Below are 24534 nucleotides of genomic sequence, written 5' to 3' on the forward strand. Positions count from 1 at the left end.
CACCGCGCCCCGCCCTGCCAGGAAAGAGGTTGTGACATGTCCGTCTCCGCCCCCACCGCCCCCGCGCCGGCCCCCGCCGCCCCCGCGCCGGCCCCCGCCGTCTCCCCGGCACCGGTCGGCACGCCGCTCCCCGCCGACCTGCCCAAGCCGCCCGGACTCACCTGGCGGGTGGAGTCCCGCGAACCCGTCGGCTACGACGTCAGCATCGTGCGCGGGCTGCTCAACCCGGTGAACCCCGTCCTCGCCCGCGCCTGCGGAGCCGACGGCCGCACCCCGGCCCGCTGCCTGGTGGTGATCGACGACAAGGTGGACGCCCTCTACGGCGACCGTCTGCGCGGCTACCTGGAGACCTGGCGGATCGACGCCTCCTGGAAGGTCCTGCCCGGCGACGAGTCCGCCAAGGAACTCGCCAGCGCCGTCGAGGTGACCGAGGCGATGACGGCCATGGGGCTGCTGCGCCGCACCGAGAAGATCCTCGCCGTCGGCGGCGGAGTCGTCCTGGACATCGCCGGCTTCGCGGCCAGCCTCTACCGCCGGGGCGTGCCCTACATCCGGGTCCCCACCACCCTGCTCGGCCAGGTCGACGCCGGCGTCGGCGTGAAGACGGGCGTCAACCACGGCCACCACAAGAACCGGCTCGGCACCTACTACGCCCCCGAGACCGCGCTGATCGACCCCGAGTTCCTCGGCACGGTCGAGCCCCGGCACATCACCAACGGCATGGCCGAGATCATCAAGATGGCGCTGGTCAAGGACGCGGCCCTGTTCCGGCTCCTGGAGTCCCACGCCGCGCACAGCACCCCCCGGTCGCTGGCCGCGTCGGGCCCGGCCGCCACGGAGATCATCTCCCGGGCCATCGCCGGCATGCTCGACGAACTCGAACCCAACCTGTGGGAGCGGGTCCTGGAGCGGTCGGTCGACTACGGCCACACCTTCAGCCCCTCGCTGGAACTGCGGGCCGACCCGCCGCTGCTGCACGGCGAGGCCGTCGCCGTCGACATGGCCATCTGCGTCGCCCTCGCCCACCTGCGCGGCCTGCTCGGCGCCGAGGACACCGACCGGGCGCTGCGCCTGATGCACACCACCGGACTGCCCCTGACCCACCCGGTGTTCACCCCCGACCTGCTGGAGGAGGCGCTGCGGGACGCCGTCAAGCACCGCGACGGCCTCCAGCGGGTGCCCCTCACCGACGGCATCGGACGGGTCCGGTTCGTCAACGACCTCACCCGCGGCGAACTGGAACGGGCCCTGGAGTTCGTGCACCGCCGCGCCGCCGCGCTGCGGGACCCGGCCGCCGACGACGACCTGGTGGCCGTGGCGTCCTGACGCCGCCCGGACCGGGCCGGCCGTGGCCGGCCCGGCGCCGGACCCGAGAGACGAGGAACGGAGGAGACGTGGCCGACGACATCACCGTCATCGACGTGGGCGGCACCCATCTGCGCCGGGCCACCTGGTCGCCCGGCCGGGGCGTACGCGAGGTGACCCGCCGCCCCTCGCCCGGCATGCGCACCCACCCGGGCGAGCCGGTCCCCGCGCTCCAGCGGCGGATGGCCGACGCGCTGTGCGAGGCGGTGGGGCCCCGGGAGACGGTGGCCGGGGTGTCGTTCGGCGCCGCCCTCGACCACCGCGGCGGCACCGTGTACGCCTCGGCGCCGCTGTGGGGCGGCCACAGCGGCTCCTTCGACCTGCTCGGCGCGGTGCGCGAACGCCGTCCGGAGGTGCGCTGGCACATCGTCAACGACGTGACGGCGGCACTGCTGCACGCCGCGTCCGCGCCGCACCGCCGCGAACACCGCAAGCTGCTGCTCGCGACCGTCAGCACGGGGGTCGCCTGCCGCACCCTGGACCTGCGCACCGGCACCGTCCCCGTCGACGGCGCCGGCCTCCAGGGCGAGATCGGCCACCTGCCGGCGAACCCGGCGACCGCGGCGGCCCCGGCGATCCCGGGTGCCACCGGGGCCGCCACGGTCCCGGCGGACTCCGAAGTCCCGACGCCGGGCGCCCCCGGCACCGTACCGGTGTGCGACTGCGGCCGCCCCGGACACGTGGCCGCCTACGCCTCCGGCCCCGGCATCAACAGGCTCGCCGCGCTGGCCCGGGAACGGGACCCGGGGCGCTGGGCGGGGTCGGAACTCGGCCGACGTACCGGCGAAGGACAGGAGTTCGAGGCCGCCCTGCGCGCCGCCCTGGACGCCGGTGACGCCCTCGCCCGCGACCTGCTCGCCACGGCGACCGCGCCCATGGCCGACGTCCTGCGCACCGCGCTCTGCCTCGACCCGGAGATCGACGAGGCCGTGCTGACCGGCGGAGTGGTGCACGGCCTCGGCCGCCACTACCGCGAGGCACTGCTGGGACACCTGGACCGGACCGGCCTCTACCTGACCAGCGACCGCGCCCCGGACTGGATCGAACGCCGGATCACCCTGGCCGGCCCCGGCGAGGCCGACCCCCTGGCGGGCGCCGGGATCGCCGCGTCGAGGGCGGCGCTGGACGCCCCGGCGGAGGTGGCGGCATGAACCGGCCGGCCCGCCACCGCACCCACGGCACCCGCGGCACTCACCGCACCCACGGCACCCGCGGCAACCACGGCACCCACCGCACCCACGGCGAACGGGCACGCACCGGCGGAGGCGGCCGTGCGGACCGGACCGCTCAAGGCGTCCCGGCCCGCGCCGGCGGACGGACCCGCGCCGCGACCACGACCGCCCCGCACTCCCCGGAGGTGACCCCATGACCCGGGCCGCACACCGTGCCATCGTCCGTTCCGGCGGCCGGGTCCGGGTCGAGTACCGGCCGACCCCGCGCCCCGTCGCCGGCGAACTCCTCGTGGCGCCGCAGACCGCGGGGCTGTGCGGCACCGACCTGCAGATGCTGCGCGGCCTGCGCGACGACCCGGCCCCCGTCATCGGCCACGAGGGCTCGGCCGTGGTCCTGGCGGCCGGCCCCGGAGTCGACCCCGGCCTCGCCCCGGGCACCCGCGTGGTGATCAACCCCACCCATCCGTCCGACCCGTCCTTCCTGCTCGGCCACCACGTGGACGGCCTGCTCCAGGAACGCGCCCTCATCCCCGCGACCGCGGTCGACGGGGGACTGGTGACACCGCTGCCCGAGCACCTCGCCGCCGGTGACCTGGCCGCCCTGCTCGAACCGCTCGCCACGGTCTGCTACGCGCTGTCGGTGCTGGCCGCCGAGCGGCCGCGCACGCTGCTGGTCGTCGGTGACGGCACGGTCGGCCACCTCGCCGTCCGGGCCGCCACCCGCCGCCTCGGACCGGCCGTGCGCACCGTGCACGTCCACCACACCGAGGCCGGCCTCCGCTGGAGCCGGGACCGGTCCCACCGGGCCGACACGCTGCTCACGGCCGAGGACCTGGCGGCGGGACGGAACGGCCGCGAACCGCTGCGCGAGGCCCTCGGCGAAGGCCCGCTCGGGGTCGTCCTGGCGACCCCCCGGGACGCCACCCCCACCTGTCTCGAACAGGTGCTGCGGGCCGCCCCCCGCGACCTCGCCGTCGACCTGCTCGGCGGACTGCCCGCCGACGCCACCACCCCCCTCCTGCCCGGCGTCGCCCTCGCCGCCGTACGCGCCGCGAACTGCGGCGGCCGGCCCGACCCGCCGCACAGCGTCGCGCTCACCGCGACCACCGGCGCCCGGGTCCGCCTGTTCGGCCACCGGGGTGTCGCGGACCGGCACCTGCGGACCGCCGCCGCCGAACTCGGCGCCGCCCCCGACCGCTACCGGGACCTCGTCACCCACGTCACCGGCATCGACCAGGCGGCCCGCATCATGCGCCACCTGGCGGCCGGACGCGACCGGACCTGGGAGGGCCGCCGTCTGGTCAAGCTCGCCGTACGCCTCGCCCCGCCGACCGCCCCCGACCTGGAGAACTGACATGTCCGCCAACCCCCAGCACTCCCCGGCCGGCCGCCGCGCCCTCGTGGTGGGCGGGTCCACGGGCATCGGCCGCGGCGTCGCCGACGCCTGGGCCGCGGCCGGCCTGGACGTCACGGTCCTCAGCCGCAGCCGGCCCACCGGACCCGGCGCAGACGCGCTGCGCTGGTCCGCCGTCGACCTCGGTGACAGTGCGGCGGCCCACGCCGCCCTGGCCCGCGCCGCCGCCGGCCCGCTGCACGCGGTCTGCTACGCCGCGGTCTCCTACGGCACCCGCCGCGCCCTCTTCGACGAGACCGGGGAACACGAGTGGCGCCACCAGGTGGAGGTCAACCTCAACGGCCTGTGGCTGACCCTCTCCGCCACCCTCGGCCCGCTGCGCCGGGCCGGCACCGGGGTCTTCCTCGGCATCTCCTCCGAGGTCGTCTACAACGCCGGTCCCGGCCGCGCCGGTTACGCCGCCACCAAGGCCGCCGCCGCCGCCCTGCTGGACTCCGTCGCCCAGGAGGAGAACGACCGGGCCGGCGACGGCATCCGCGTGGTCCAGGCGCTGCCGGCCGGCATGGTCGACACCCCGGGCATCCGCAGGCGCCGCCCGGCGGACTTCGACTACGGCGACTACATGGTGCCCGCCGACTTCGCCCCGCTCGCCCGGGAACTGGTCACCGCCGACCCGTCCGTCCACCACGGCGACAGCCTGGTCGTCGAGCGCGGCGGCCGGTGGCACTCCGTACGGGAGGCCCGTCCCGTCTCGCAGAGCCGGGTGCTCACGGCATGAGCGGCCAGGTCACCGACCCCGGCCGGCCGTGCGTCGGTGTCACCGGGTGGCGGTTGCCCGCGGGCGGCGCCGAGGCGGTACGGCTCGCCGCGCGGGCCGGTGCCGACGGCGTCCAGCTCGACCTCGGCGGCCCCGGGCGCGGGGAGCCCCTCGACGGCCCCGCGGCGACCGGGGCGGTGCGCGAGGCCGTCGCCGCGACCGGCGTGGAACTGCTGGCCCTGACCGCCAACACGCTCAACGACATCGGGCTCACGGCGGCGCCCGGCTCGGCCGCCGCCGCCCGCGCCCGCGCCGTACTGGTCCGGCTGCTGGACACCGCCGAACTGCTCGGCGTGGGGCAGGTGTTCGTGCCCAGCTTCCGGCGCAGCGCCATCGGCACCCCCGCCGACCTCGCGCGCACCGCGGCCGTCCTCGGCCGGGCGGCGCGGGAGGCCGAGGCCCGGGGGCTGCTGCTGGCCTCGGAGAACGCCCTGCCCGCCGACCGGGCGCTGGAGCTGGTGGACCGGGTGGGCTCCCCGGCGTTCCGGCTGCTGCTGGACACCTACAACCTGCGCGCGGCCGGCCTCGACGCGGCCCGGTGGACCGAGGCCACCGGCCCGTACCTCGCCGACCAGGTCCACCTCAAGGACGGCCGCGACGGCCTGCCGGGCCCGCCGCTGGGCGCCGGCGACGGACGACTGGAGGACGTACTGGCGGCCTACGCGCGCACCGGGCCGCGCCCGCGGGCGCTGGTCCTGGAGAACGACTACCGGGACGGCGGCCCCGGCCGCCTCGACACCGACCTGGCCTGGGCGAGGCGCGCCGCCGCCCGCCTCGCCGCCCGCCCCACCCGACCCGTGAAGGTGCACCGATGACCCCCAGCACGACCCTGACCCCCGTGGCACTGCTGTTCGACATGGACGGCACCCTCGTCGACTCCACCGTCGTCGTCGAACGCACCTGGCGCCGCTTCGCCCGCCGGCACGGCCTCGACGCCGAGGAGATCCTCGCCACCGCGCACGGCCGGCGCACCGGCGAGACCGTGGCCCGTTACGCGCCCCCCGGCACCGACGCGGCGGCCGAGACCGCCCGGCTCGTCGCCGAGGAGGTGGCGGACGTGGACGGCATCGTGCCGGTGCCCGGCGCGGCCGGCCTGCTGGCCGCCCTGCCCGCGGGCACCTGGGCCGTGGTGACCTCCGCCGGCCGGGAACTGACGCACCGCCGGATGGCCGCGGCCGGCCTGCCCGTGCCCGAGGTCCTGGTGAGCGCCGACGACGTCACCGAGGGCAAGCCCAGCCCCGAGGGCTATCTCGCGGCCGCCGCCGCCCTCGGCGTCGACCCGGCCCGCACGGTCGTCTTCGAGGACGCCGAGGCCGGCCTGCGCGCCGCCCGCGCCTCGGGCGCCACGCCCGTGGTCGTCGGCGGCCACGGCGGCCCCGCCGCCCGGGGCCTGCCCCGGGTCCGCGACCTGCGCGAGGTCACCGTCCGCCGCACCGCCACCGGGGCCCTGGACGTCACCCTGGGCCGCGCCCCCGCCCCCGCCGCCTGACCCGGCCCGCCCCGCTTACCGACCACCCGTAGGAGAGAGAGCACAGCGATGACCACCCTGTCCGACACCAGCCCCGAGACCCTGACCGCCGGTCTCCACACCGGCACCGGCACCGGATCGACCGCCGTGCACGGCTTCGTCGCCGAGGGATTCGAGTCGGTGCGCGAGGAGTTCGAACGCAACCTGCGCGAGCGCGACGAACTCGGCGGCGCCTTCTGCGCCTGGTGGCGCGGTACCAAGGTGATCGACATCTGGGGCGGTACCGCCGACGCCGGCACCGGCCGCCCCTGGGAGGCCGGCACCAAGTCCCTGATCTTCTCCGGCAGCAAGGGCATCGTGGCGATCACCCTGCTGGTCCTCGTCGACCGGGGCGTCATCGACCTCGACACCCCGGTGGCGCACTACTGGCCCGAGTTCGGCGCCCACGGCAAGGACCGGATCACCCTGCGCCAGGTCATGACGTACACCGCCGGACTGCCCGGCGTACGCGCCCGGCTGAGCCAGGAGGACATCACCGACCCCGAGGCCATGGCCCGCCTCATCGCCGGCCAGGCCCCCGAGGAGGACGAGCGCGCCGGGGGCATCCTCTACGGGCCGTACACCGCGGGCTGGATCGCGGGCGAGGTGGTCCGCCGCGTCGACGGCCGCACCATCGACCGCTACTTCGCCGAGGAGATCGCCGGCCCGCACGGGCTCGACATGTCCTACGGCATCCCCGCCGACCGGGCGGAGGAGGTCGCGCAGCTCCAGTACGGCACGCACTTCCTGGAGCAGTACACCGGGTTCTTCACCAGCGACGACCCGATGACCCAGCGGATCTGGCAGAACCCGATCCCGTTCCCGCACGAGGAGATGGTCTGGAACCGCCCGGAGCGGCGCACCTCGCTGATCCCGGCGGCGAACGTCATCGGCACCGCCCGTGCCATCTCCCGCCTCTACTCCCTGCTCGCCGCGGACGCCACCCGCGAGCCCGGCGAGGAGTACGCCCTCGCCTCCCGCGCGGTCCTCGACGACGCGCGCCGCGAGTACGTCCGGATGACCGACCCGCTGATCGACATCCGGATGGTCTACGGCGGCGCCGGCTTCCGGCTGCGGGCCACGCCGCGCGAGGGGGCGGACGGCGACTCCTTCGGCCACGACGGCGGCGGCGGCTCCGCCCACCTGGCCTGGCCCGGCGCGGGGGTCGGCGTCTCGTACATCACCAACAGGCTCATCGCGGTCGGTCCCGACGACAAGCGGGCCTCCTCGATGCTGAAGGCGCTCGCCCGGTCGATCACCCGACTGAGCGCCTGAACCACGGTGCCGCCGACGGGAACCGCCCGCGGCACCACCGCAGCGGCGGGTGTCACGGCCACAAGCCCCGGCACCCGCCCTGCCCGTCCCTCCCGCACACGGCGTCCCGGCGCGCCGGCTCCCGGCACGTCGCGTACCCGCACCACCGCAACCGCCCCCGCCGGGGCGGAGATTCGGAGTACTTCCCGATGGAGACCGGCGCTTCGGTGTTCGCCACCACGGCCACCATGCCCCCCGGGCCGCTGGCCCGACTGCTGGAGGAACGCGGCCATACGGCGCTGTACTTCGCGGAGCACACGCACGCCGTGGCGGGCCCGGGGGCCGCGGCGGCGCCGCACCGGTTCCGCGAGACGCTCGACCCGTTCGTGGCGTCCACGGCCGCCGCCTGCGCCACCCGCTCGCTGCGGGTGGGCAGCGCGATCTGCCTGGTGGCGCAGCACGACCCGATCGTCCTGGCGAAGACCGTGGCCAGCGTCGACCAGCTCTCCGGCGGCCGGGTCGACTTCGGCGTCGGCGGCGGCTGGGCGCGAGAGGAGATGCGGCACCACGGCGTGGACCCGGACCGCAGGTTCGCCCGGATGCGCGAGCACGTGGAGGCGATGAAGGCCATCTGGACCGAGCCGGAGGCGTCCTACGCCGGCCGGTCCGTCGCGTTCACCGGGGTGCTCTCCCTGCCCAGGCCCCGCCAGTGGCCGCACCCGCCGGTCATGGTCGGCGGCATGGGCCCGAAGGTGCTCGACCGGGTGCTCGCGTACGGTGACGTCTGGCTGCCCGACTACGGCAACGAGGACACCCTGCGCGCCACCCTGGACCGCGTCGGCGAGCTGCGGGCGCGGGCCCGGGACGCGGGCCGCGGGCAGATCCCGGTGGTCCTCGCCGGTGTGCCGCACGACCCGCGGGTGCTGGAGCGCTGCGAACGGGCCGGGATCACCCGGGTCCTGACGATGCTGCCGGCCGCCGGGCGCGGCCTGGTCGAACGCGCCCTGGACAGTTACGAGCTGGCCATCGCGCAGTGGCGCGGCGAGTGACCCCTCGTATGCCGTGAGCGCGGTCGACGGGGTCGGTGTCCCGGCGGCACCCGGCACCCGGCACCCGGCACCCCGCGCCCCGGACCGGCGCGCGGCGCCGCCCCCCCCGCCCGTCAGGCGCCCGTCATGCCGCCGATCCGCCCGTCAGGCGCCCGTCATGCCGCCGACCGCGTCGCCGAGCGGCTCATCCGGTCCAGGAACCGGGTGGCCAGCGGATGCGCCCCCGCCGACGGGCAGGCCAGCCAGAGCGGCAGCGCCGGCGCCCCGGTGAGGGGCACGAACTGCACGCCGGGGTGCGGGCGCCGGTGCAGGGCCAGCTCCGGCGCGACACCGACGCCGTGCCCGGCGGCGATCAGCTCCAGCCACTCGGTGAAGCTGCCGCACGGCCTGATCCGGGCGGGCCGGGCGTCCGGGGGCCAGTCCCCGGGCTGCGTGGCCCCGCTGACGGTGTTGAGCACCACCGGGTGACTGCCCAGCTCGGTCCAGGCGATCGCGCGTCTGCGGGCCAGCGGTGAGGTCCGGGCCACGGCCGCCACCTGCCGTTCCTCGGCGAGCAGCACGGAGCGCAGCCCCCGGGCGGGCCGGCGCCCCCGCAGGACGGCGACCTGGACGTCCCCGTCGTCCAGGCCGGCGTTGCGCACATCGCGCCGGGCGAGTTCCACCGTGACGCCGAAGGTCTTCTCGAAGCGGACGACGGCGCCGTCCAGCAGTTGGTCGGGGAACAGCCAGGCGAAGCCCATGCGCAGGGTGCTGATGTCGGCCGGCAAGGACAGGGCCGACTCCAGCCGGGGCACCAGGACCCTCAGTTCCTCGCGCAGCCTCAGCCCGGCCTCGCTGAGCCGGACGCTGCGCGTGGTGCGGTGGAACAGACGCACACCGAGGGACTCCTCCAGACGGTGGATGCAGCGCGTCAGGGACGGCTGGCTGGTCCTCAGGGACGCCGCGGCCCGGGTGAAGCTCAGGTGCTCGGCGAGGGCCAGGAAGGAACGCAGGTGGCGTATTCCTATGTCGGCCACGGCCGCTGTGTCAGCCGCCGTGCCGGGCACCGGCCACGGTCCGCCGCGGGTTTCACTCACTGCGGGAGAGTCACTGATCACTCTCCGAAAATAAAACCGATCGATTGTTTTGTAAAGCTGGTGAGGCCCGTGTCACAGTCGGGCCGCCCCCAGGTGGCCCCGGTACCAGTCGGCGGCCTCGGCGAGCCGTTCCAGCGGGCCCGGCCCCGGGGGGCACCCGGCCGCGTCCCACACCTCCCGGCTGTCGTACCAGTGGTCCTCGGCGAGCAGCCGGAACTGGCGCTCCGACACCCTGCCGGGCGTGCTCCGCAGCAGCTCCAGGCAGCGCTCCAGGGGCAGTCGGCGCCGCTCCCGGCCGCCCGCCCGCAGGATCTCCAGCTCCGCGAGCCGGTCCAGCAGGTCGCCGACGCGCACCGGCACCGGATGGCTGGCGTGCCGCACCCCGGGCAGCGGCCGGGGGGAGAGGCCGGCGGCGACGATCAGCCGGGCCAGGTCCGTCACGTCGACGACGGACAGCAGCGCCCGCCCGCCGCCCCAGCGGCCGGGCACCCGGGCCAGCGCCTCCGCCAGCGCCGGCACCACCCAGCGGTCGCCTGCGCCCAGGACCAGGCCGGGGCGCAGGACGGTCCCGCCCGCGTCGAGCACGAACCGCTCACCCGCGAGCCGGGTCCGGCTGGCCGCCGAGACCGGCACCGCCGGCTCCCCGCCGACGGCGATGCCGTGGTGCGGGCCGGCGCCGTACACCGCCGCCGTGGAGAGCTGCACCACGCGCCGCACACCGGCCGCGCGGGCCTGCGCCACCAGCGCGGACGTGCCGTCCACGTTGACCGCCGCGCACGCCTCCTCGGGGCCGGCGACCCGCGCCGCCAGGTGCAGCAGCACCGAGCAGCCTTCGGCGATCCCGCGCAGCGAACGCGGCTCCGTCAGGTCCGCGCGCACCCACTCCACCCCCGGCGGCCCGTCCCCGGGCACCGACCGGACCGCGGCGCGCACCCGCGGGCCCCCGGCCGCGGCCCGTCGTGCCAGCGCCCGGACCACCGCGGACCCGACGAAGCCGGTGGCGCCGGTCACCAGGACCGCCCCGCCGCTCACGCCGGGACCTCCCCGCGCTTGGGGTCGACGACCAGCCGCGCCAGGGTCGCGGGGGTGGCGATGCCGGGCAGCAGGTAGGACCAGAGCACGGCGATGTGCCGGGGCAGGTCGCGGTGGCGGGACTCCAGCCGGGACATGAGCTGGGTGCCGGTGTAGGAGGCCACCAGGACCCGGGCGAACTCGGCGGTGTCCACCTGCGGCAGCAGCTCGCCCCGGGTGTCCCCGTGGTCCAGCTCCGCGCGGAAGCGGTCCATCCAGTCCTGGTAGACGGAGAAGTCGCCCAGGCCCGCCTCGCTCTGCTCGACCGCCAGCTTCACCCCGGCGCTGAACAGCACGTTGTGCTGGAGTTCATGGGCCAGGTACAGCGTCATGTCGATGAGCTGCTGCAGGCCCGCCGGCGTGGCCGGCAGCTCCAGCATGGACGCCTGCTCCAGCAGGACGGCCCGGCCCAGGTCCTCCTTGGACTTGAAGTGGAAGTACATGGCCCCCTGGGTTATGCCGGCTCGGGCGAGGATCTTGCTGACGCTGGCCGCCGGATACCCGAACTCGTCGAAGACCTCGGCCGCGGCCAGCAGCAGCGCCTCACGCGTTCGCACCGCCCGCGCCTGTTTGGGCCGTCCCACCGCACCAGCTCCCTTGCCAGTTCACAGAAACAAAACAATCGCCCTTTATAATATCCCGGATGTCGGTCGGCGGGCCGTTCGGGGGGCGCCCGTGTGCGGTGACGTACCCCGAAGGCCGCGCCGGAAGTCACCACAGGGAGGGATCGTGACCCGGAACGCCCGGGACCACGCGATGCCGCAGTGGGCATCCGTGCCGCAACAGTACGTCCACAAGCTCAACCCCGCCGAGGTCCTGCTGACCGCCTGGCGGGAGACCGGCGAGCAGACCCTCGCCGTCCGCGCTCGCTGGCCCCGCGGCCACGCCTTCTACCCGGGCGGGGGCGACGCCGGGCAGATCGACCCGCTGCTCTTCTCCGAGACCGTCCGGCAGGCCCTGCCGCTCGTCTCGCACGCCCTGCACGACGTGCCCCTCGGCCACCATCTGCTCTGGGAGAGCTACGACTTCGACCTGGTGCCCGGCGCGGTGCTCCCGGCCGCCCCGGACCGGGACGTCACGCTGGACATCACCTGCGCCGACATCCGCCGCCGCGGCACCCGCACCACCGCGATGACCCTGCGCACCCGGGTCGGCCACGGCGGGACACCGCTGGGCACCGCGGTCACCCGCTTCCACATCCAGCCCCCGGCCGTCTACCGCAGGCTGCGCGGCGAGTACGCCGACCTGGAGCGGGCGCGGGCCCGCGCCCTGCCGGTACCGGAACCGCTGCCGCACCGGCTCACCGGCCGGACTCGCCCCGAGGACGTCGTGCTCGCCCCGGCCGGCGGCGCCACGGACCGCTGGCGGCTGCGGGTGGACCTCGACCACCCCGTCCTCTTCGACCACCCGGTGGACCACGTCCCCGGCATCCTGCTGCTGGACGCCGCGCGGCAGGCCGCCCGCGCCCTGCGCCACCCGCGCCCGGTGCGCACCGCCGGGATGCGCACCCGCTTCACGCGGTACGTCGAACTCGACGCGCCGTGCTGGGTGCACGCCGAGAAGCTGGGCCCCGACCGGGTGTGCGTGGTGATCCGCCAGCACGAACGCACCTGCTTCGACGCCGAGATCACTCTGGCGTCCGGGCCGGCGCGGGACACCGCCGGACGGCCGTCCCGCCCCGCCGCCGACTTGACCTTGACCCCGGCGTGAAGGTTGACCCTCGAAGACATGCAGACTTCCCACAACCCCACTCCCACGCGTTCCGAGCGCGGCACCAACTGGGCACTGGCCGTACTGACCCTGTGCTCCTTCACCCTCGGCACGGGCGAGATCATGATCGCCGGTCTGCTGCCCGACATCGCCTCGGACGCCGATGTGTCCCTGTCCACCGCCGGCCTGCTGGTCAGCTCTTTCGCGATGACCGTCGTCCTCGGCGGCCCGGTCCTCGCGCTGACCACCGGGCGCGCCCGGCGCAGGCGGCTGCTCATCGCGCTCATGGCCTGCTACGCCGTGGGCAACGTGCTGTCCGCCCTCGCCCCGTCGTTCCTGCCGCTGGCCGCGGGCCGGATCGTCGCGGCCCTCGCCCACTCGGCCCTGATGCCGCTCTTCTTCGGCATCGCCGCGGACATCGTCCCGCCCGAGCGGCGCGGCTCCGCGGTCGCCCGGGTCTCCCTGGGTTTCAGCCTGGCCATGATCGCGGGCCTGCCGATCGGCGCCGCCCTGGGCCAGTGGCTCAGTTGGCGTGCCACCTTCTGGGCCGTCGCCCTGCTGACCCTCGCGGTCACGGTCCCGGTGGCCGCCCTCGCGCCCGACACCCCCGGCATCTCCGAGGAGGACGACCGGGGACGCCTCGGTGAACTCCGCGTCCTGGGCGACCGCCGGGTGCAGATCGTCACCGGCGTCACCGCGCTCGCCGCGGCCGCCTCCTTCACCGCGTACACCTACGTCACCCCGCTGCTCACCGACAGCGTCGGCTTCGACGAGTCGACGGTGACCGTGCTCCTGCTGCTGTTCGGCATCGGCGGCACCGTCGGCAACCTCGTCGGCGGCCGGCTCACCGACCGCTCGGTGCTCGGCGCGGTCTCCGTGTCGGTGGCGGCCCTGGGCGCCTCCCTGCTGCTGCTCGGCGTCACGGCGTCCCTGAAGGTGCCGGCCGTGGTGTTCCTCTTCCTGTTCGGCGCCGCGTACTACGCGGTCATCCCGGCGGTGAACACCCGGCTGCTCAACGTCGCCTCGCAGCAGGCCCGCACCCTGGCGCTGACCGTGCAGAGCTCGGCGTTCAACCTGGGCACCGCGCTCGGCGGCTGGCTCGGCGGGCGGGTCATCGCCGCCGGAGCCGGGCTGCGCTGGCTGCCGGTGGCGGGCGCGATCGTCGCGGCGGTCGCCCTGGTCCTCGCCCTCGGCGAGCAGGCCGGCGAACGCCGCCGCGGCACGAAGCCCGCCCCCCAGCCCTCGCGGCCGGTGTCCGCCGCGAAGTCCTCGGCGCCCGCCCGCAAGGAGGGGGGCGGCGCCCACCCGGCCGCCGAGACGGTCGGCCAGTGACGGCGGCGTCCGCCGGCCCGGCCCCCGGGCCGGCGGACGCCGTGCCGACGACCCGTTCCCGACAGGAGTCGCCCCATGCGCATCGGAGAACTCGCCCGAGCCACCGGCACCACCACCCGGGCGCTGCGGTACTACGAGGAGCACGGCCTGCTCCACCCCGAACGCTCGGCCAACGGGTACCGGAGCTATCCGCCCGATGCCGTGAAGCTGGTGGAGAACATCCGCCTCCTGCTCGCCGCCGGTCTGACCACCGAGGACCTGCTGCTGCTGGGCGGTTGCCTGCGCGACGAGGTGATCGGCGGCCACCACTGCGCCGACCCGGCCGCCAAGGTCGAGGTCTTCGAGCAGCGCCTGGCCGTGATCCAGCGCCGCATCGACGATCTGACGGCTGTACGCGAGCAGCTCCTCGCCCAACTGGAGGACCTGCGCGCCCCGGCGGCCCTCGCCCGCCGCGGGAAGTGCGCGAAGCTGCGGGACGCGACCGCCGGGCGGCCCCGGGAACTGCTCAGCGGAGCGGCGTGAACCGCCCGCCCCGTCCGGGCACCCCGGCCGCCCCGCGGGTCACGACGCCGTACGGTGCCGGGTGACGTGCTCGGCGAGCAGACGGGCGAACGGGACCACGGCGGGGGCCTCCCGCAGGCAGTCGGGGTCGGGTTCGCGGCCCCCGCGGTCCTCGGCCTCCGTGATCCGGGTGATGGCCCGGACCGGGTCCGGGCCGTGGACGGCCATGGGCTGTTCGGGGCCGGTCGCGTCGGGCGGCAGGCTCGGCTCCTCGGCGAGACTGCCGGTGCCGCTTCACCGCCGCGCCGGGGAAACTACGATCGGAGCGCGGCGGGCAAGGGGCCCGGGGCGGCTGGCTGGGGGTGTGTCTCATGGCGACGGGGCGTGTGGTGCGGTTCGACAGCACGCGGGGGTACGGGTTCATCGCTCCGGAGAGCGGTGGCGAGGACATCTTCCTCCATGTGAACGACCTGCTGATTCCCGAGGACTGTCTGCGCCCGGGACTGACGGTCGCCTTCGAGATCGCGGACGGTGACCGCGGGCAGCGGGCGTCCCGCATCAGGCTCCCCGAGGGGGCCGAGGCGCCCGTCGTCCCCGCTGCGGGCAGGTCCGCGGCGCCCTCGCCCGCCCGGTCGGCGTCGGCCGGGGCGGCCCAGGCGGCACAGGGCGCCGCGTCGGACGGTGACTATCCCGTGTGCGACGTGCTCACGGGCGAGGAGTTCACCCGGGACGTCACCGAGCTGCTGCTGAAGGCGGGACCGGGCCTGACCGGGGAGCAGATCCTGCAACTGCGCCATGAACTCATGAAGTTCAGCGAGAGCCACGGGTGGGTCGAGGACTGACGCATCGCGGGGGAACCGCTACTTCGTGGCTCCTTGAGCGAAGCCGTTGTAGATGTAGCGCTGGAGGAACAGGAAGACCACGAGTGTCGGCACGATGACGAGGACGGCTCCGGCGGAGATGTTCTCCCAGTGCGCTCCGAAGGGGCCCTTGAACCGGAACAGAGCCGTCGAAATGGTCCCGAGTTCCTCGGAGGGCATGTAGAGGAAGGGGATGTAGAAGTCGTTGTACGTGGTGATGCCCTTGATGATGACCACGGTGGCGATGGCCGGCTTCAGCAGCGGGAAGATGATCTTGCGGTAGATGGTGAAGGAGTTGGCGCCGTCGAGCCGCGCGGCCTCGTCGAGCGACCGGGGGATGCCGCGGATGAACTGCAGGAAGATGTAGATGGCCACGATGTCGGTGCCCATGTACAGCAGGATCGGGGCCCACCGGGTGTTGAACAACCCGAAGCTGTTGACGACCTGGAAGGTGGCGACCTGGGTCGTCACGGCCGGCACCAGCGTGGCGATCAGGAAGAGGGCCATGACGAGCTTCTTGAAGCGGAAGTCGAAGCGGTCGATGGCGTACGCGGTCATCGAACCGATGATCACGGTGCCGGTGATGGAGAACAGCAGGATGAAGGCGGTGTTGCCGAAGGCCGTCAGCATGTGGCCGTCGGTGAAGGCCGTGGCGTAGTTGGAGAAGTTGAGCCAGTCGTCCGGCAGGGCGAGGGCGCCCTGGCCGTCGGAAATCTCCGCGTAGGACTTCAGCGAGGTCAGGAAGACCACGGCGAGCGGCAGCAGCACCACCAGGGAGGCGACCACCAGCGACAGGTACGTCAGGGCGGTGCTGACACGCGGGCGGCGGCGGGCCGGCTCCAGCGCGCGGCGGGTGGGGGCGGTGAGGGTCATACGAGGTCCACCTTCTCGTCGGGTACGAGGCGGCGCTGGAGCCAGGTGATCACCAGGATGATCGCCAGCAGCACCACCGCGCAGGCCGAGGCCAGGCCGGTCTTGTTGAACTGGAAGGCGAACTTCACCGTCTGGATGACGAACGTCGAGGTCTCCGTCGCACCGCCGGTCATGATGTACGGGATCTCGAACACGCTGAGGGAGCCGGAGATCGCCAGGATGACGCTCAGGCTCAGCACCGGCCGGATGCTCGGCGCGATGATGTGCCGGAACTGCTTCCACCGGCCGGCGCCGTCCAGTTGGGCGGCCTCGTACAGCTCGCCCGGGATGGACTGGATCGCGCCGAGGAACAGCACGAAGTTCAGGCCGGTGAACCGCCACACGGACACCCCGGCCATGGAGGTGTTGGCCGACTCGGGACTGCCCAGCCAGGCATGGTCGGTGCCGACGCCGAACCAGGACAGGACGGAGTCGAGGGTGCCGCCGTCCTGGAAGAAGTACAGGAAGACGAAGCCGATCGCGACGCCGTTGATCAGGTACGGGAAGAACAGGATGCCCTTGAACAGGTTCCTGAAGCGCAGGTCGAAGCTGAGGACGGCGGCGAAGTACAGGGCGATGACGATCTGTACGGCGGATGCCGCCAGGTAGTAGAAGCTCACCGCGAACACCCGCAGCAGCTCGGGCCGGGTGAGGATCTCGGTGTAGTTCTCGGTCCCGACATAGTCGCGGTCGGGGCTGACACCGTCCCAGTCGGTGAAGCTGTAGTAGATCATGTTGCCCACCGGCACGTACGTGAACGTGATCAGCAGGGCCAGGGGCGCCAGCAGGAACAGCCACGGGGTGAGCTTGCGCATGGGCCGGTCGTACCACGAGGCGCCGGCCCGCGAGCGGTGCCGGGAGGGGCGTTCTCCGGTCCGGCCCGGCGCGGCGGCCGGGGCGGGCGGTGAAGCGGTGGAAGCGGTTCGGGTCATTGCGGAGCCAGGGCCTTTCGTCGTCCGCTGAGGGCACTGGGTGCCGGGTCCCGCTCACCGGGGAGGGGACCCGGCGGGTGCTGGGTACAGGCGGGTGCCGGGTCAGGAGCCGACGGTCTGCCTCGCCTCGGACCAGCGCTCGCTCAACTCGTCGAAATACTCCTCGAGCGATCCGTCGGTGGCGCCGCGAGCGATGTCGATCAGCTTCTTGCGGTAGTCCGGCTTGTTGAGTCCGATCTCGGAGGCGTTGTCGATGGCGTCGACCTCGGCCGTCCGCTCCGCGGAGCGCTCAATCATCTTGACATCGTTGTCAACATAGTCCTGGAGAGTTTCCGGCATCCCCTCGGACTTCAGGGCGGAGACGGCGCCCTCCTTGGCCGCGTACCCGGACTTCTCGGTGAACCAGTCGATCCACGCTCGGGCGGCTTCCTTGTGGTCGGAGTGGATGTTGACGGCCTGCTGGTAGTCGGAGACCAGGGTGGAGCAGAACCTGCCGGCCCGCTGGGACGGGAGAGGCATGAAGCCGATGTCGTCGGGGTTCTCGCCGTCCTTCTCGGCCGCGCCCCGCATCTGGTTGACGGCCCAGGAGCCGAGCACCATGCTGCCCACCTTGCCCTTGGCCAGGAGGGTCTTGGAGCTCTCCCAGTTGGTGGTGGCCGGGTCCTTCTCCGACAGCCCCTCGTGGACGATGTCGTAGAGCAGGGTGTCGAGGGCGTTGAGGTCGTTGCCCGGGGCCCAGGGCTTGTCCATGTCGGCGAGTTTGTCGTGGCCCTGGGTGTCGCAGCTCACGGAACCGACGCTGTTGGTCCAGGGGCTCTCCAGCGGCCAGCCGTCCTTGAAGTTCGTGTAGTACGGAACCGCCTCGGTCTTGTCCTTGACCGCCTGGAGGTCGTCGAGGAACTGCTCGGTCGTCGCCGGCCAGTCGGTGATCCCGGCCCGCTTCCACAGCGCCTTGTTGTAGACCACGCCGTTGGCCGTTCCGAAGGTGGCGATGCCGTAGGTCTTGCCGCCGACGTCGGTCTTGTCGGTGAAGCGGTAGGTGGGCTTCATCGACGAGGTCTCGCCGAGCGGCGCGAAGAACTTCGGGTAGTCGCCCTTGGCCACCGCCGACGGGATCAGCAGGACGTCGCCGTAGTCCTCCGTGTTCATGCGGATCTTCACCTCCCCCTCGTAGTCGGTGAGGCCCTCGAACTCCACCTTCACATCGGGGTAGGTCTTGTTGAACTCGGCGGCGTACTTCTTCATCGTCCCGTCCTCGACCAGGTCGGTGCGATTGGTGAGCACGGTGATGTCTCCCGAGACACCGTCCGGGTTCACCGGCGCGGCGGCGGTCTCGCCGGCGTCCGCGCTTCCCCCTCCGCTGCACCCCGCGACGGTCAGCACCGCGGTGGCGAGCAGTGCGACGCTCAGCGTCCTCTTCCCCATGTGCCCAGCTCCTTTCCAAGGATTACGGCTCGGGCTCCGGTGGTGGTTGACGGCGACTATGTCAGCCGCTCGTGAACCGGTAAAGCTTCCCAATCCCTCGCGATACTCAATCGTTACCTCAGATGAGAGACGTAGGTGGGTTGTTCAGGTAATTCGTGTTTCCGTGAGAGGGCTTCTGTCGTGCAAAGAGGGCTAGACCGGTTCACTTCTGTGGGGTTAGGTTGAGCCGCGTTGCCTACGACACCGGGCCCGTCCCGCCGAAGGAGCCGTACATGAAGGAAGTCGTCCCGCTCGCCGAGGGCTGGAGTCTGCGCCACAGCGGTGACCTGCTGCCCGCTCAGGTCCCCGGCTGCGTCCACACCGATCTGCTCGCGGCCGGCCTGATCCCGGACCCCTTCCTCGGCGTCAACGAGTCCGAGGTGGCCTGGGTCGGCCGGCGGGCCTGGACCTACGTCCGCGACCTGCCGGCCGCCGGCACCGCGGGTGAGGAGTACGAGCGGACCGACCTGGTCTTCGACGGTCTGGACACCGCCGCGAGCATCACCCTGGACGGGCGGGAGGTGGGCCGCACCCGGAACATGCACCGGCGCCACCGCTTCGACGTCACCGGCCGCCATGGGCTCCTGGCGGTGGAGTTCGCCTCGGCCTACGACGAGGCGGCCTCGGTGCGGGCGGTGACGGGGGAGCGCCCCAACGTCTACCCGGAGCCGTTCCAGTACATCCGCAAGATGGCCTGCAGTTTCGGCTGGGACTGGGGTCCGACCCTGGTGACGGCCGGGATATGGCGCCCGGTCCGGCTGGAGCGGTGGTCGACGGCCCGACTGGCCGACGTCCGCCCCCTGGTGACGGTCCACGGCGGCACGGGCCGCGTCGAGGTGCGCGTCGAGGTCGAGCGGACCGCGCGGGGGACGGCCCGCCCGCTCGCCGTGCGCGCCACCGTCGGGAACGGTCTCGCCGAGGCGCGCGGCGTGGTGCAGGGGACACGCGCCGTGCTGACGCTGGAGGTGCCCGACGCCTCTCTGTGGTGGCCGCGCGGCTACGGCGAACAGCCCCTGTACGACCTGGAAGTGGCGCTGGTGGAGGAGAGTGACGGCGGCGACGGTGCCACGGAGCGGCGCCTCGACTCCTGGCACCGGCGGATCGGCTTCCGGACCGTGGAACTGGACCGCTCGGCGGACCGGCACGGCACCGGCTTCACCCTCGTCGTCAACGGCGAACGGATCTTCGCGCGTGGGGTCAACTGGATTCCCGACGACGTCTTCCCGTCCCGGATCACCCCCGAGCGCTACCGCACCCGGCTGCGCCAGACCGCCGACGCGGGCGTGGACCTGGTGCGCATCTGGGGCGGCGGCATCTACGAGGACGACGCCTTCTACGACGCCTGCGACGAACTGGGCCTCATGGTCTGGCAGGACTTCCTCTTCGCCTGCGCCGCCTACCCGGAGGAGCAGCCGCTGCGCGGCGAGGTCGAGGCCGAGGCCCGCGACAACGTTGTCCGGCTCATGCCGCACCCCTCACTCGTCCTGTGGAACGGCAACAACGAGAACCTCTGGGGCTTCCGCGACTGGGACTGGGAGCCCGAGCTGCGCGGCGACTCCTGGGGCGGCGGCTACTACCTCGACCTGCTCCCGCGGATCGTCGCCGAACTCGACCCCACCCGCCCGTACACCGCCGGCAGCCCCTGGTCCGGCTCCTGGGACCAGCATCCCAACGACCCGGCCCACGGCACGTACCACTCCTGGGAGGTCTGGAACCGCCGGGACTACGCCGAGTACCGCGACTCGGTGCCGCGCTTCGTGTCGGAGTTCGGCTGGCAGGCCCCGCCCGCCATGGCGACCCTGCGGCGCGCGCTGCCCGGCGAACGCCTGGCGCCCGACTCGCCCGGCATGCTGCACCACCAGAAGGCCGAGGACGGCAACGGCAAGCTGAACCGGGGCGTGGAACGCCACTTCGTGCTGCCCGAGGACGACTTCGACCGCTGGCACTACCTCACCCAGGTCGTGCAGGCCCGCGCGATCGCCACCGGGATCGAGCACTGGCGGGCGAACTGGCCCGTGTGCGCCGGTACCGTCGTCTGGCAGATCAACGACTGCTGGCCGGTCAGCTCCTGGTCGGCCATCGACGGCGACGGCCGGCTCAAGCCGCTGTACCACGAGCTGCGCCGGGTCTACGCGGACCGGCTCCTCACGCTCCAGCCCGGCGACGGCGGCCCCGTACTCGCCGTCGTCAACCAGGCGGCCGAGCCCTGGCGGACACGCGTGACCCTGCGCCGGCTGCGGGCGGACGGCACCGAGGCGGCCGAGCACGTGCTCGACGTGACCGTCCCCGCCCGCTCGGTGCACCGGCGGCCCGTGCCGCGCGACCTGGCTCCCGCGCCGCAGTCGGCCAAGGAGTTCCTCGTCGCCGACAGCGAGGAGCTGCGCGCCGTGCACTTCACCGTCACGGACCGGGAGTTCGCCTACCCGGTACCGCGCTACGACGTGGCCGTGGAGTCCCCGGTGGGTGCCGGGACGGGTAATGTCGAGGTCGTGGTAACCGCACACACCCTCGTACGCGACCTCCTGCTGCAGGTCGACCGGCTCGGCCCCGACGCGGTCTGTGACACCGGGCTGCGCACCCTGCTCCCCGGCGAACAGCTCCGCCTGCGGGTCTCGGGCGCGACCGACACCGGGGCCAACGCCGTGCGAGCGGCACTCTTCTGCGTGGAACCGGCGTGAGCGGACCGTCCGTACGCGTCACCATCAAGGACGTGGCCGCTGCCGCCGGCGTGTCCAAGGGTGCCGTGTCCCTGGCCTTCAACGACAAGCCGGGGGTCTCCGACGCCACCCGGGAGAGGATCTTCGCGGTGGCCCGGCAGCTCGGCTGGGCCCCGAACTCCTCGGCCCGCAGCCTGTCGCGCCAGTCGGTGGACACCGTCGGGCTGGCGATCTGCCGGCCTGCCCGACTGCTGGGCCTGGAGCCCTTCTACATGGAGTTCGTCTCCGGCATCGAGAGCGTGCTGGCCGAGCGTGACTGCTCGCTGCTGCTGCGCCTGGTCGGCTCGCTCGACGAGGAGATCGGTCTCCAGGAACGCTGGTGGCGTCAGCGGCAGACCGGGGGGTCGATCCTGGTCGACTTCCATCGCGAGGACCCTCGGATCGCGCCGCTGCGGCGCATCGGCCTCCCCGCGGTGGCGGTCGGCCACCCCTCCCTCACCGGCGGGTTCCCCTCCGTGTGGACCGACGACGCCGCCGCCGTCGCCGAGGCGGTGCGCTACCTGGCGGTGCTGGGTCACCGGCGCATCGCCCATGTGGGCGGCCCCCAGGGGCTCGGCCACAGCGCCATCCGGACGGCCGCGTTCGAGCAGACCATGGCCGAACTCGGTCTGGAGCGAGGGCCGCACATCGAGACGGGATTCTCGGGCGACGACGGCGCACGCGCCACCCGCTCCCTGCTGCTGTCCGCCGGGCGTCCCACGGCCATCCTCTACGACAACGACATCATGGCGGTCGCCGGGCTCGGTGTCGCCGCCGAGATGGGTGTCTCCGTGCCGGACGACGTGTCGCTGCTGGCCTGGGACGACTCCCAGTTGTGCCGGCTGACGCATCCGACGCTGTCGGCGATGAGTCACGACGTGCACGGCTTCGGGGCACAGGTCGCCCGGGTGCTGTTCGAGGTGCTGGCCGGTCACGACGTGACGTCCCAGCCCGTCGCGACACCGTCACTGGTACCGCGGGCGTCGACCGCCCCGCCTCCTTCGTAGGGCGGCGGAAACGGGTGGCTGAGGGGCGCGGCGTCATGCCGCGCCCCTTCGCGTGCCGTCGCCGGCCCCGCCTCGGAAACTGCCCGCCGGGATTGCGGCAAGGGACGCCGGAGGCGAGAACACAGTCTCTTGGGAGCACCCGGTCGGGAACACTTCCAGAAACCGGTCAAGCCGCAGGTGCCGCTCCACCCAGCCTGGTGAACTGCTGCCGGGCGGCCGCCGCCGCACCGATCAGACCCGCGTCCCGCGCCAGTTCCGCCGGGCGCACTTCGAGGCCGCGGACGAAGTCGAGCACCGCGAACGCGCGCAGATGGCGGCGCAGCGGGGTGAACAGTGTCTCGCCCGCCTGTGCGACACCGCCGCCGATGACCGCGAGCTCGATCTCCAGCAGAGCCGCGCTGCCCGCGATCGCTGCGGCGAGTGCTCGGGCCGAGCGGTCGTAGGCGGCCAGCGCGCGCTCGTCACCCTCGCGCGCCGACGCCGCGACCGCGGCTGCGGAAGCCTGCGAGCCCGGTCGCGGTGACCAGCCGGCCTGTACCGCGTAGCGGGCGATGGCGGTACCGCTGGCGTATCCCTCCACGCATCCGCGCCCACCGCAGGAGCAGGGCGGTCCGTCGATGCCGACGCAGATGTGGCCGATGTGCCCGGCGTTTCCCGAGGGGCCGGGATGCAGCCGGCCGTCCAGGACGTATCCGCCGCCGACTCCGGTGGAGACCACCATGCACAGGGCGTTGTCCACGCCGCGAGCGGCGCCGAGCCAGTGCTCGGCGGCGGCCATCGCCACCGCGTCGCCGAGCAGGACCGGCGCAAGGCCCGGGAAGATCATGGGATGGGCGCGCACGCTGTCGACGAGGGGGAAGGTCCGCCAGGCGGGGATGTTCACAGGGCTCACCGTGCCGGCCACCGTGTCGACGGGGCCGGCGCTGGCGATGCCCATCCCACGCACGGCGTCCCAGGCCGGAGCGGCCGACAGGGTGTCGATCACGGCGTCGACGGTTCGCGCCATGCTTCGGGCGGATTCCCTCGCGGGCGTGGGCAGTTCGGCGCGGTGGACGACGGACCCCCCTTCGTCCACCAGCGCTCCCGCGGTCTTGGTCCCTCCGATGTCCAGGGCGGCGTACACCGATACGGTCCTTTCTCCGGTCGGCCCCACGGCCCTCGGACCGGGTGGTGCGGTGTCGAGGGAGCCACAGGGGGCGACAACGTTGTCAGTCAATGAGGAAGAGAGCCCCGCACGAGCGAGGCGGGCTCGTCCGGGCTCAGGCCGACGGCGGCCACGAACAGGGTGCCCCTGCCTTCCACCAGGACGTCCTCGTCCGAGGCGGGGAGGAAGCAGGAATCGCCGGCTCCGAGCCGCAGTTGCTCGGCGTCCCCCGTGGACAGCCGGGCCGATCCCTGCGCGCAGAAGGCGATGCGAGGGCCGGCCGTGGGGACGAGAGGCCCACCGGAGCCGTCGAGTTCGGTTCGGTAGAGGGCGAACTCCCTCGCCGGGCAGTCGTACAGCCACGTGGGTCCCGGCCCCGCGACCTCTGTGGGTGTGACCACGGGCACGCGCACCGTCGGGTCGGTGGTCCGCAGCAGTTCGGCCACGTTCACCTCCTTGGCCGTCAGCCCCGCGCGCAGCACGTTGTCCGAGTTGGCGAGCAGTTCCAGGCCGACACCGTGCAGATAGGCGTGCAGTGCGCCGGCCGGCATGAACAGGGCCGTGCCGGGTTCCAGAACGCGGTGGTTCAGCAGCAGGGAAGCCACGAGACCGAGATCCTCGGGGTGATGTCGCGACATGCGCTCCACCGCCGCGTACGCGGCCGCGTGGGAGCCCGAGCCCGTCGTCCCCGCCAGGCGCCGGCACGCGGCCACGACGGCCGACACCAGCGGGGCGCGCTCGTCCGGCGTCCTTTCCAGGACAGCGCGCAGTGCCTCGGAAAGGGCCTGCCCGTCGGTACCCGCACGCAGCAGTCCGATCACCGGACGCAGGCCGTCGACCTCCAGGTTCTCCAGGAGGTGCGCGGCCTCCTCGCGGTCACGGAAACCGGCCAGAACCTCGAAGCGGCTCAGTGTGTAGAGCAGTTCGGGCTTGGGCCAGTCGTCCGCGTAGGGCCCGCCTCCTCCCTCGGCCTGCTGGGCGGTGAACGCGGAGCGGGCCTGTTCCCGGTCCGGGTGGACCTGTATGGACAGGGGCTGCTCGGCGGCCAGCACCTTGAGCAGGAACGGCAGCCTGCCCCCGAACTGCCGGACGCACGCGGCTCCCAGTTCCCTGTGCGGGTCTTCGGCCACGACGTCCAGGAGTGTCATGGCCTGTCCGCCGCGGGCCGTCCCCGCGGCGCCGGACGGGTGCGCGCCCATCCACAGCTCCGCTTCCGGCCCGGCCGATGGGGTGTTCCTCCCTTGCAGCCGGGCCAGTGCGTCACGTGAACCCCATGCGTACGGCTTGATGATCGGTTGAAGTAGATCCACG

The 24534-nt window shown here is 73.6% G+C and carries 24 protein-coding genes; 15 read left to right on the forward strand and 9 right to left on the reverse strand.

Translation table 11 applies throughout. The features are described from left to right. Positions 1-36: 36 nt before the first annotated feature. From ACFY32_RS18385 to ACFY32_RS18425, 9 genes are all read left to right on the forward strand, one after another. Entirely contained in the window at positions 37-1326 is a 1290-nt protein-coding gene (locus ACFY32_RS18385) for a sedoheptulose 7-phosphate cyclase (protein ID WP_390674708.1), read from the forward strand. A gap of 68 nt (positions 1327-1394) precedes the next feature. After that, the gene (locus ACFY32_RS18390; protein WP_390674709.1) at positions 1395-2516 is read left to right on the forward strand and encodes an ROK family protein; all 1122 of its coding nucleotides are present in this window, start codon (positions 1395-1397) and stop codon (positions 2514-2516) included. Further along, positions 2513-2734 carry a hypothetical protein gene (locus ACFY32_RS18395; protein WP_390674710.1) on the forward strand — a complete coding sequence of 74 codons (222 nt, stop codon included), beginning with the start codon at positions 2513-2515 and terminating at the stop codon, positions 2732-2734. Before ACFY32_RS18390 ends, ACFY32_RS18395 begins: the two co-directional genes overlap by 4 nt. Beyond that, entirely contained in the window at positions 2731-3891 is a 1161-nt protein-coding gene (locus ACFY32_RS18400) for an alcohol dehydrogenase catalytic domain-containing protein (RefSeq protein ID WP_390674711.1), read from the forward strand. Before ACFY32_RS18395 ends, ACFY32_RS18400 begins: the two co-directional genes overlap by 4 nt. Before the next feature lies 1 nt (position 3892). Continuing rightward, entirely contained in the window at positions 3893-4669 is a 777-nt protein-coding gene (locus ACFY32_RS18405; protein ID WP_390674712.1) for an SDR family NAD(P)-dependent oxidoreductase, read from the forward strand. Then, on the forward strand, positions 4666-5523 hold the full coding sequence (locus ACFY32_RS18410) for a sugar phosphate isomerase/epimerase family protein (protein WP_390674713.1): 858 nt from the start codon (positions 4666-4668) through the stop codon (positions 5521-5523). The genes ACFY32_RS18405 and ACFY32_RS18410 overlap by 4 nt, the downstream gene beginning before the upstream one ends. Further along, complete coding sequence (locus ACFY32_RS18415; RefSeq protein WP_359198568.1) at positions 5520-6197, forward strand: HAD-IA family hydrolase; 678 nt, start codon at positions 5520-5522, stop codon at positions 6195-6197. Before ACFY32_RS18410 ends, ACFY32_RS18415 begins: the two co-directional genes overlap by 4 nt. Positions 6198-6245: 48 nt before the next feature. Beyond that, positions 6246-7490, forward strand: coding sequence for a serine hydrolase domain-containing protein (locus tag ACFY32_RS18420; protein ID WP_359198571.1), 1245 nt, complete (start codon positions 6246-6248; stop codon positions 7488-7490). Between the two features lie 188 nt (positions 7491-7678). After that, positions 7679-8518, forward strand: a complete 840-nt coding sequence (locus tag ACFY32_RS18425; RefSeq protein WP_359198574.1) for a TIGR03619 family F420-dependent LLM class oxidoreductase — start codon at positions 7679-7681, stop codon at positions 8516-8518. Between the two features lie 155 nt (positions 8519-8673). On the opposite strand, the gene ACFY32_RS18430 is transcribed toward ACFY32_RS18425, so the two are convergent. The 3 genes from ACFY32_RS18430 to ACFY32_RS18440 form a co-directional block, all read right to left on the reverse strand. Then, complete coding sequence (locus tag ACFY32_RS18430) at positions 8674-9534, reverse strand: LysR family transcriptional regulator (RefSeq protein WP_359198577.1); 861 nt, start codon at positions 9532-9534, stop codon at positions 8674-8676. A 132-nt stretch (positions 9535-9666) separates the two neighbouring features. Continuing rightward, positions 9667-10626, reverse strand: coding sequence for an NAD-dependent epimerase/dehydratase family protein (locus ACFY32_RS18435; protein ID WP_390674714.1), 960 nt, complete (start codon positions 10624-10626; stop codon positions 9667-9669). Beyond that, positions 10623-11222, reverse strand: a complete 600-nt coding sequence (locus tag ACFY32_RS18440; RefSeq protein WP_390674715.1) for a ScbR family autoregulator-binding transcription factor — start codon at positions 11220-11222, stop codon at positions 10623-10625. The genes ACFY32_RS18435 and ACFY32_RS18440 overlap by 4 nt, the downstream gene beginning before the upstream one ends. A gap of 172 nt (positions 11223-11394) precedes the next feature. On the opposite strand from ACFY32_RS18440, the gene ACFY32_RS18445 reads away from it, so the two are divergent. The 3 genes from ACFY32_RS18445 (at position 11395) to ACFY32_RS18455 (ending at position 14229) form a co-directional block, all read left to right on the forward strand. Next, complete coding sequence (locus ACFY32_RS18445) at positions 11395-12375, forward strand: ScbA/BarX family gamma-butyrolactone biosynthesis protein (protein WP_359198585.1); 981 nt, start codon at positions 11395-11397, stop codon at positions 12373-12375. Positions 12376-12393: 18 nt separating this feature from the next. Continuing rightward, positions 12394-13707, forward strand: a complete 1314-nt coding sequence (locus ACFY32_RS18450) for an MFS transporter (RefSeq protein ID WP_390674716.1) — start codon at positions 12394-12396, stop codon at positions 13705-13707. A 75-nt stretch (positions 13708-13782) separates the two neighbouring features. Then, positions 13783-14229 carry a MerR family transcriptional regulator gene (locus ACFY32_RS18455; protein ID WP_390674717.1) on the forward strand — a complete coding sequence of 149 codons (447 nt, stop codon included), beginning with the start codon at positions 13783-13785 and terminating at the stop codon, positions 14227-14229. Between the two features lie 39 nt (positions 14230-14268). Here the strand turns inward: ACFY32_RS18455 and ACFY32_RS18460 are convergent, their stop codons facing one another. Further along, complete coding sequence (locus ACFY32_RS18460; RefSeq protein ID WP_390674718.1) at positions 14269-14436, reverse strand: hypothetical protein; 168 nt, start codon at positions 14434-14436, stop codon at positions 14269-14271. 143 nt (positions 14437-14579) lie between these two features. Between ACFY32_RS18460 and ACFY32_RS18465 the strand changes: the two genes are divergently transcribed. After that, positions 14580-15050 (forward strand): cold shock domain-containing protein, encoded by a 471-nt coding sequence (locus tag ACFY32_RS18465; RefSeq protein WP_359198596.1) that lies wholly within the window; start codon positions 14580-14582, stop codon positions 15048-15050. Positions 15051-15068: 18 nt separating this feature from the next. Here the strand turns inward: ACFY32_RS18465 and ACFY32_RS18470 are convergent, their stop codons facing one another. The 3 genes from ACFY32_RS18470 to ACFY32_RS18480 all read right to left on the reverse strand — a co-directional run bounded on the left by ACFY32_RS18470 (position 15069) and on the right by ACFY32_RS18480 (position 18337). Continuing rightward, the gene (locus ACFY32_RS18470; protein WP_390674719.1) at positions 15069-15941 is read right to left on the reverse strand and encodes a carbohydrate ABC transporter permease; all 873 of its coding nucleotides are present in this window, start codon (positions 15939-15941) and stop codon (positions 15069-15071) included. Then, positions 15938-16912, reverse strand: a complete 975-nt coding sequence (locus ACFY32_RS18475; RefSeq protein WP_390674720.1) for a carbohydrate ABC transporter permease — start codon at positions 16910-16912, stop codon at positions 15938-15940. The genes ACFY32_RS18470 and ACFY32_RS18475 overlap by 4 nt, the downstream gene beginning before the upstream one ends. A gap of 102 nt (positions 16913-17014) precedes the next feature. After that, the gene (locus tag ACFY32_RS18480; RefSeq protein ID WP_390674721.1) at positions 17015-18337 is read right to left on the reverse strand and encodes an ABC transporter substrate-binding protein; all 1323 of its coding nucleotides are present in this window, start codon (positions 18335-18337) and stop codon (positions 17015-17017) included. A gap of 272 nt (positions 18338-18609) precedes the next feature. Here ACFY32_RS18480 and ACFY32_RS18485 point away from each other — a divergent pair, with 272 nt between their 5' ends. Next, the gene (locus ACFY32_RS18485) at positions 18610-21054 is read left to right on the forward strand and encodes a glycoside hydrolase family 2 protein (protein WP_390674722.1); all 2445 of its coding nucleotides are present in this window, start codon (positions 18610-18612) and stop codon (positions 21052-21054) included. Continuing rightward, the gene (locus ACFY32_RS18490; RefSeq protein ID WP_359198609.1) at positions 21051-22079 is read left to right on the forward strand and encodes a LacI family DNA-binding transcriptional regulator; all 1029 of its coding nucleotides are present in this window, start codon (positions 21051-21053) and stop codon (positions 22077-22079) included. Before ACFY32_RS18485 ends, ACFY32_RS18490 begins: the two co-directional genes overlap by 4 nt. A 166-nt stretch (positions 22080-22245) precedes the next feature. On the opposite strand, the gene ACFY32_RS18495 is transcribed toward ACFY32_RS18490, so the two are convergent. Continuing rightward, on the reverse strand, positions 22246-23202 hold the full coding sequence (locus ACFY32_RS18495; RefSeq protein WP_390674723.1) for an ROK family protein: 957 nt from the start codon (positions 23200-23202) through the stop codon (positions 22246-22248). Between the two features lie 89 nt (positions 23203-23291). Next, positions 23292-24533 (reverse strand): mannose-6-phosphate isomerase, class I, encoded by a 1242-nt coding sequence (manA, locus tag ACFY32_RS18500; protein ID WP_390674724.1) that lies wholly within the window; start codon positions 24531-24533, stop codon positions 23292-23294. Position 24534 lies beyond the last annotated feature (1 nt).

Source organism: Streptomyces sp. NPDC000134, from assembly GCF_042899225.1.
Taxonomy (GTDB): domain Bacteria; phylum Actinomycetota; class Actinomycetes; order Streptomycetales; family Streptomycetaceae; genus Streptomyces.

Coding starts and splice junctions, on each gene's coding strand:
- ACFY32_RS18405 (WP_390674712.1), top strand. CDS start 3,893: ATGTCCGCCAACCCCCAGCACTCCCCGGCCGGCCGCCGCGCCCTCGTG.
- ACFY32_RS18480 (WP_390674721.1), bottom strand. CDS start 18,337: ATGGGGAAGAGGACGCTGAGCGTCGCACTGCTCGCCACCGCGGTGCTG.
- ACFY32_RS18385 (WP_390674708.1), top strand. CDS start 37: ATGTCCGTCTCCGCCCCCACCGCCCCCGCGCCGGCCCCCGCCGCCCCC.
- ACFY32_RS18465 (WP_359198596.1), top strand. CDS start 14,580: ATGGCGACGGGGCGTGTGGTGCGGTTCGACAGCACGCGGGGGTACGGG.
- ACFY32_RS18420 (WP_359198571.1), top strand. CDS start 6,246: ATGACCACCCTGTCCGACACCAGCCCCGAGACCCTGACCGCCGGTCTC.
- ACFY32_RS18415 (WP_359198568.1), top strand. CDS start 5,520: ATGACCCCCAGCACGACCCTGACCCCCGTGGCACTGCTGTTCGACATG.
- ACFY32_RS18475 (WP_390674720.1), bottom strand. CDS start 16,912: ATGACCCGAACCGCTTCCACCGCTTCACCGCCCGCCCCGGCCGCCGCG.
- ACFY32_RS18395 (WP_390674710.1), top strand. CDS start 2,513: ATGAACCGGCCGGCCCGCCACCGCACCCACGGCACCCGCGGCACTCAC.
- ACFY32_RS18470 (WP_390674719.1), bottom strand. CDS start 15,941: ATGACCCTCACCGCCCCCACCCGCCGCGCGCTGGAGCCGGCCCGCCGC.
- ACFY32_RS18455 (WP_390674717.1), top strand. CDS start 13,783: ATGCGCATCGGAGAACTCGCCCGAGCCACCGGCACCACCACCCGGGCG.
- ACFY32_RS18425 (WP_359198574.1), top strand. CDS start 7,679: ATGGAGACCGGCGCTTCGGTGTTCGCCACCACGGCCACCATGCCCCCC.
- ACFY32_RS18400 (WP_390674711.1), top strand. CDS start 2,731: ATGACCCGGGCCGCACACCGTGCCATCGTCCGTTCCGGCGGCCGGGTC.
- ACFY32_RS18485 (WP_390674722.1), top strand. CDS start 18,610: ATGAAGGAAGTCGTCCCGCTCGCCGAGGGCTGGAGTCTGCGCCACAGC.
- ACFY32_RS18410 (WP_390674713.1), top strand. CDS start 4,666: ATGAGCGGCCAGGTCACCGACCCCGGCCGGCCGTGCGTCGGTGTCACC.
- ACFY32_RS18460 (WP_390674718.1), bottom strand. CDS start 14,436: ATGGCCGTCCACGGCCCGGACCCGGTCCGGGCCATCACCCGGATCACG.
- ACFY32_RS18450 (WP_390674716.1), top strand. CDS start 12,394: ATGCAGACTTCCCACAACCCCACTCCCACGCGTTCCGAGCGCGGCACC.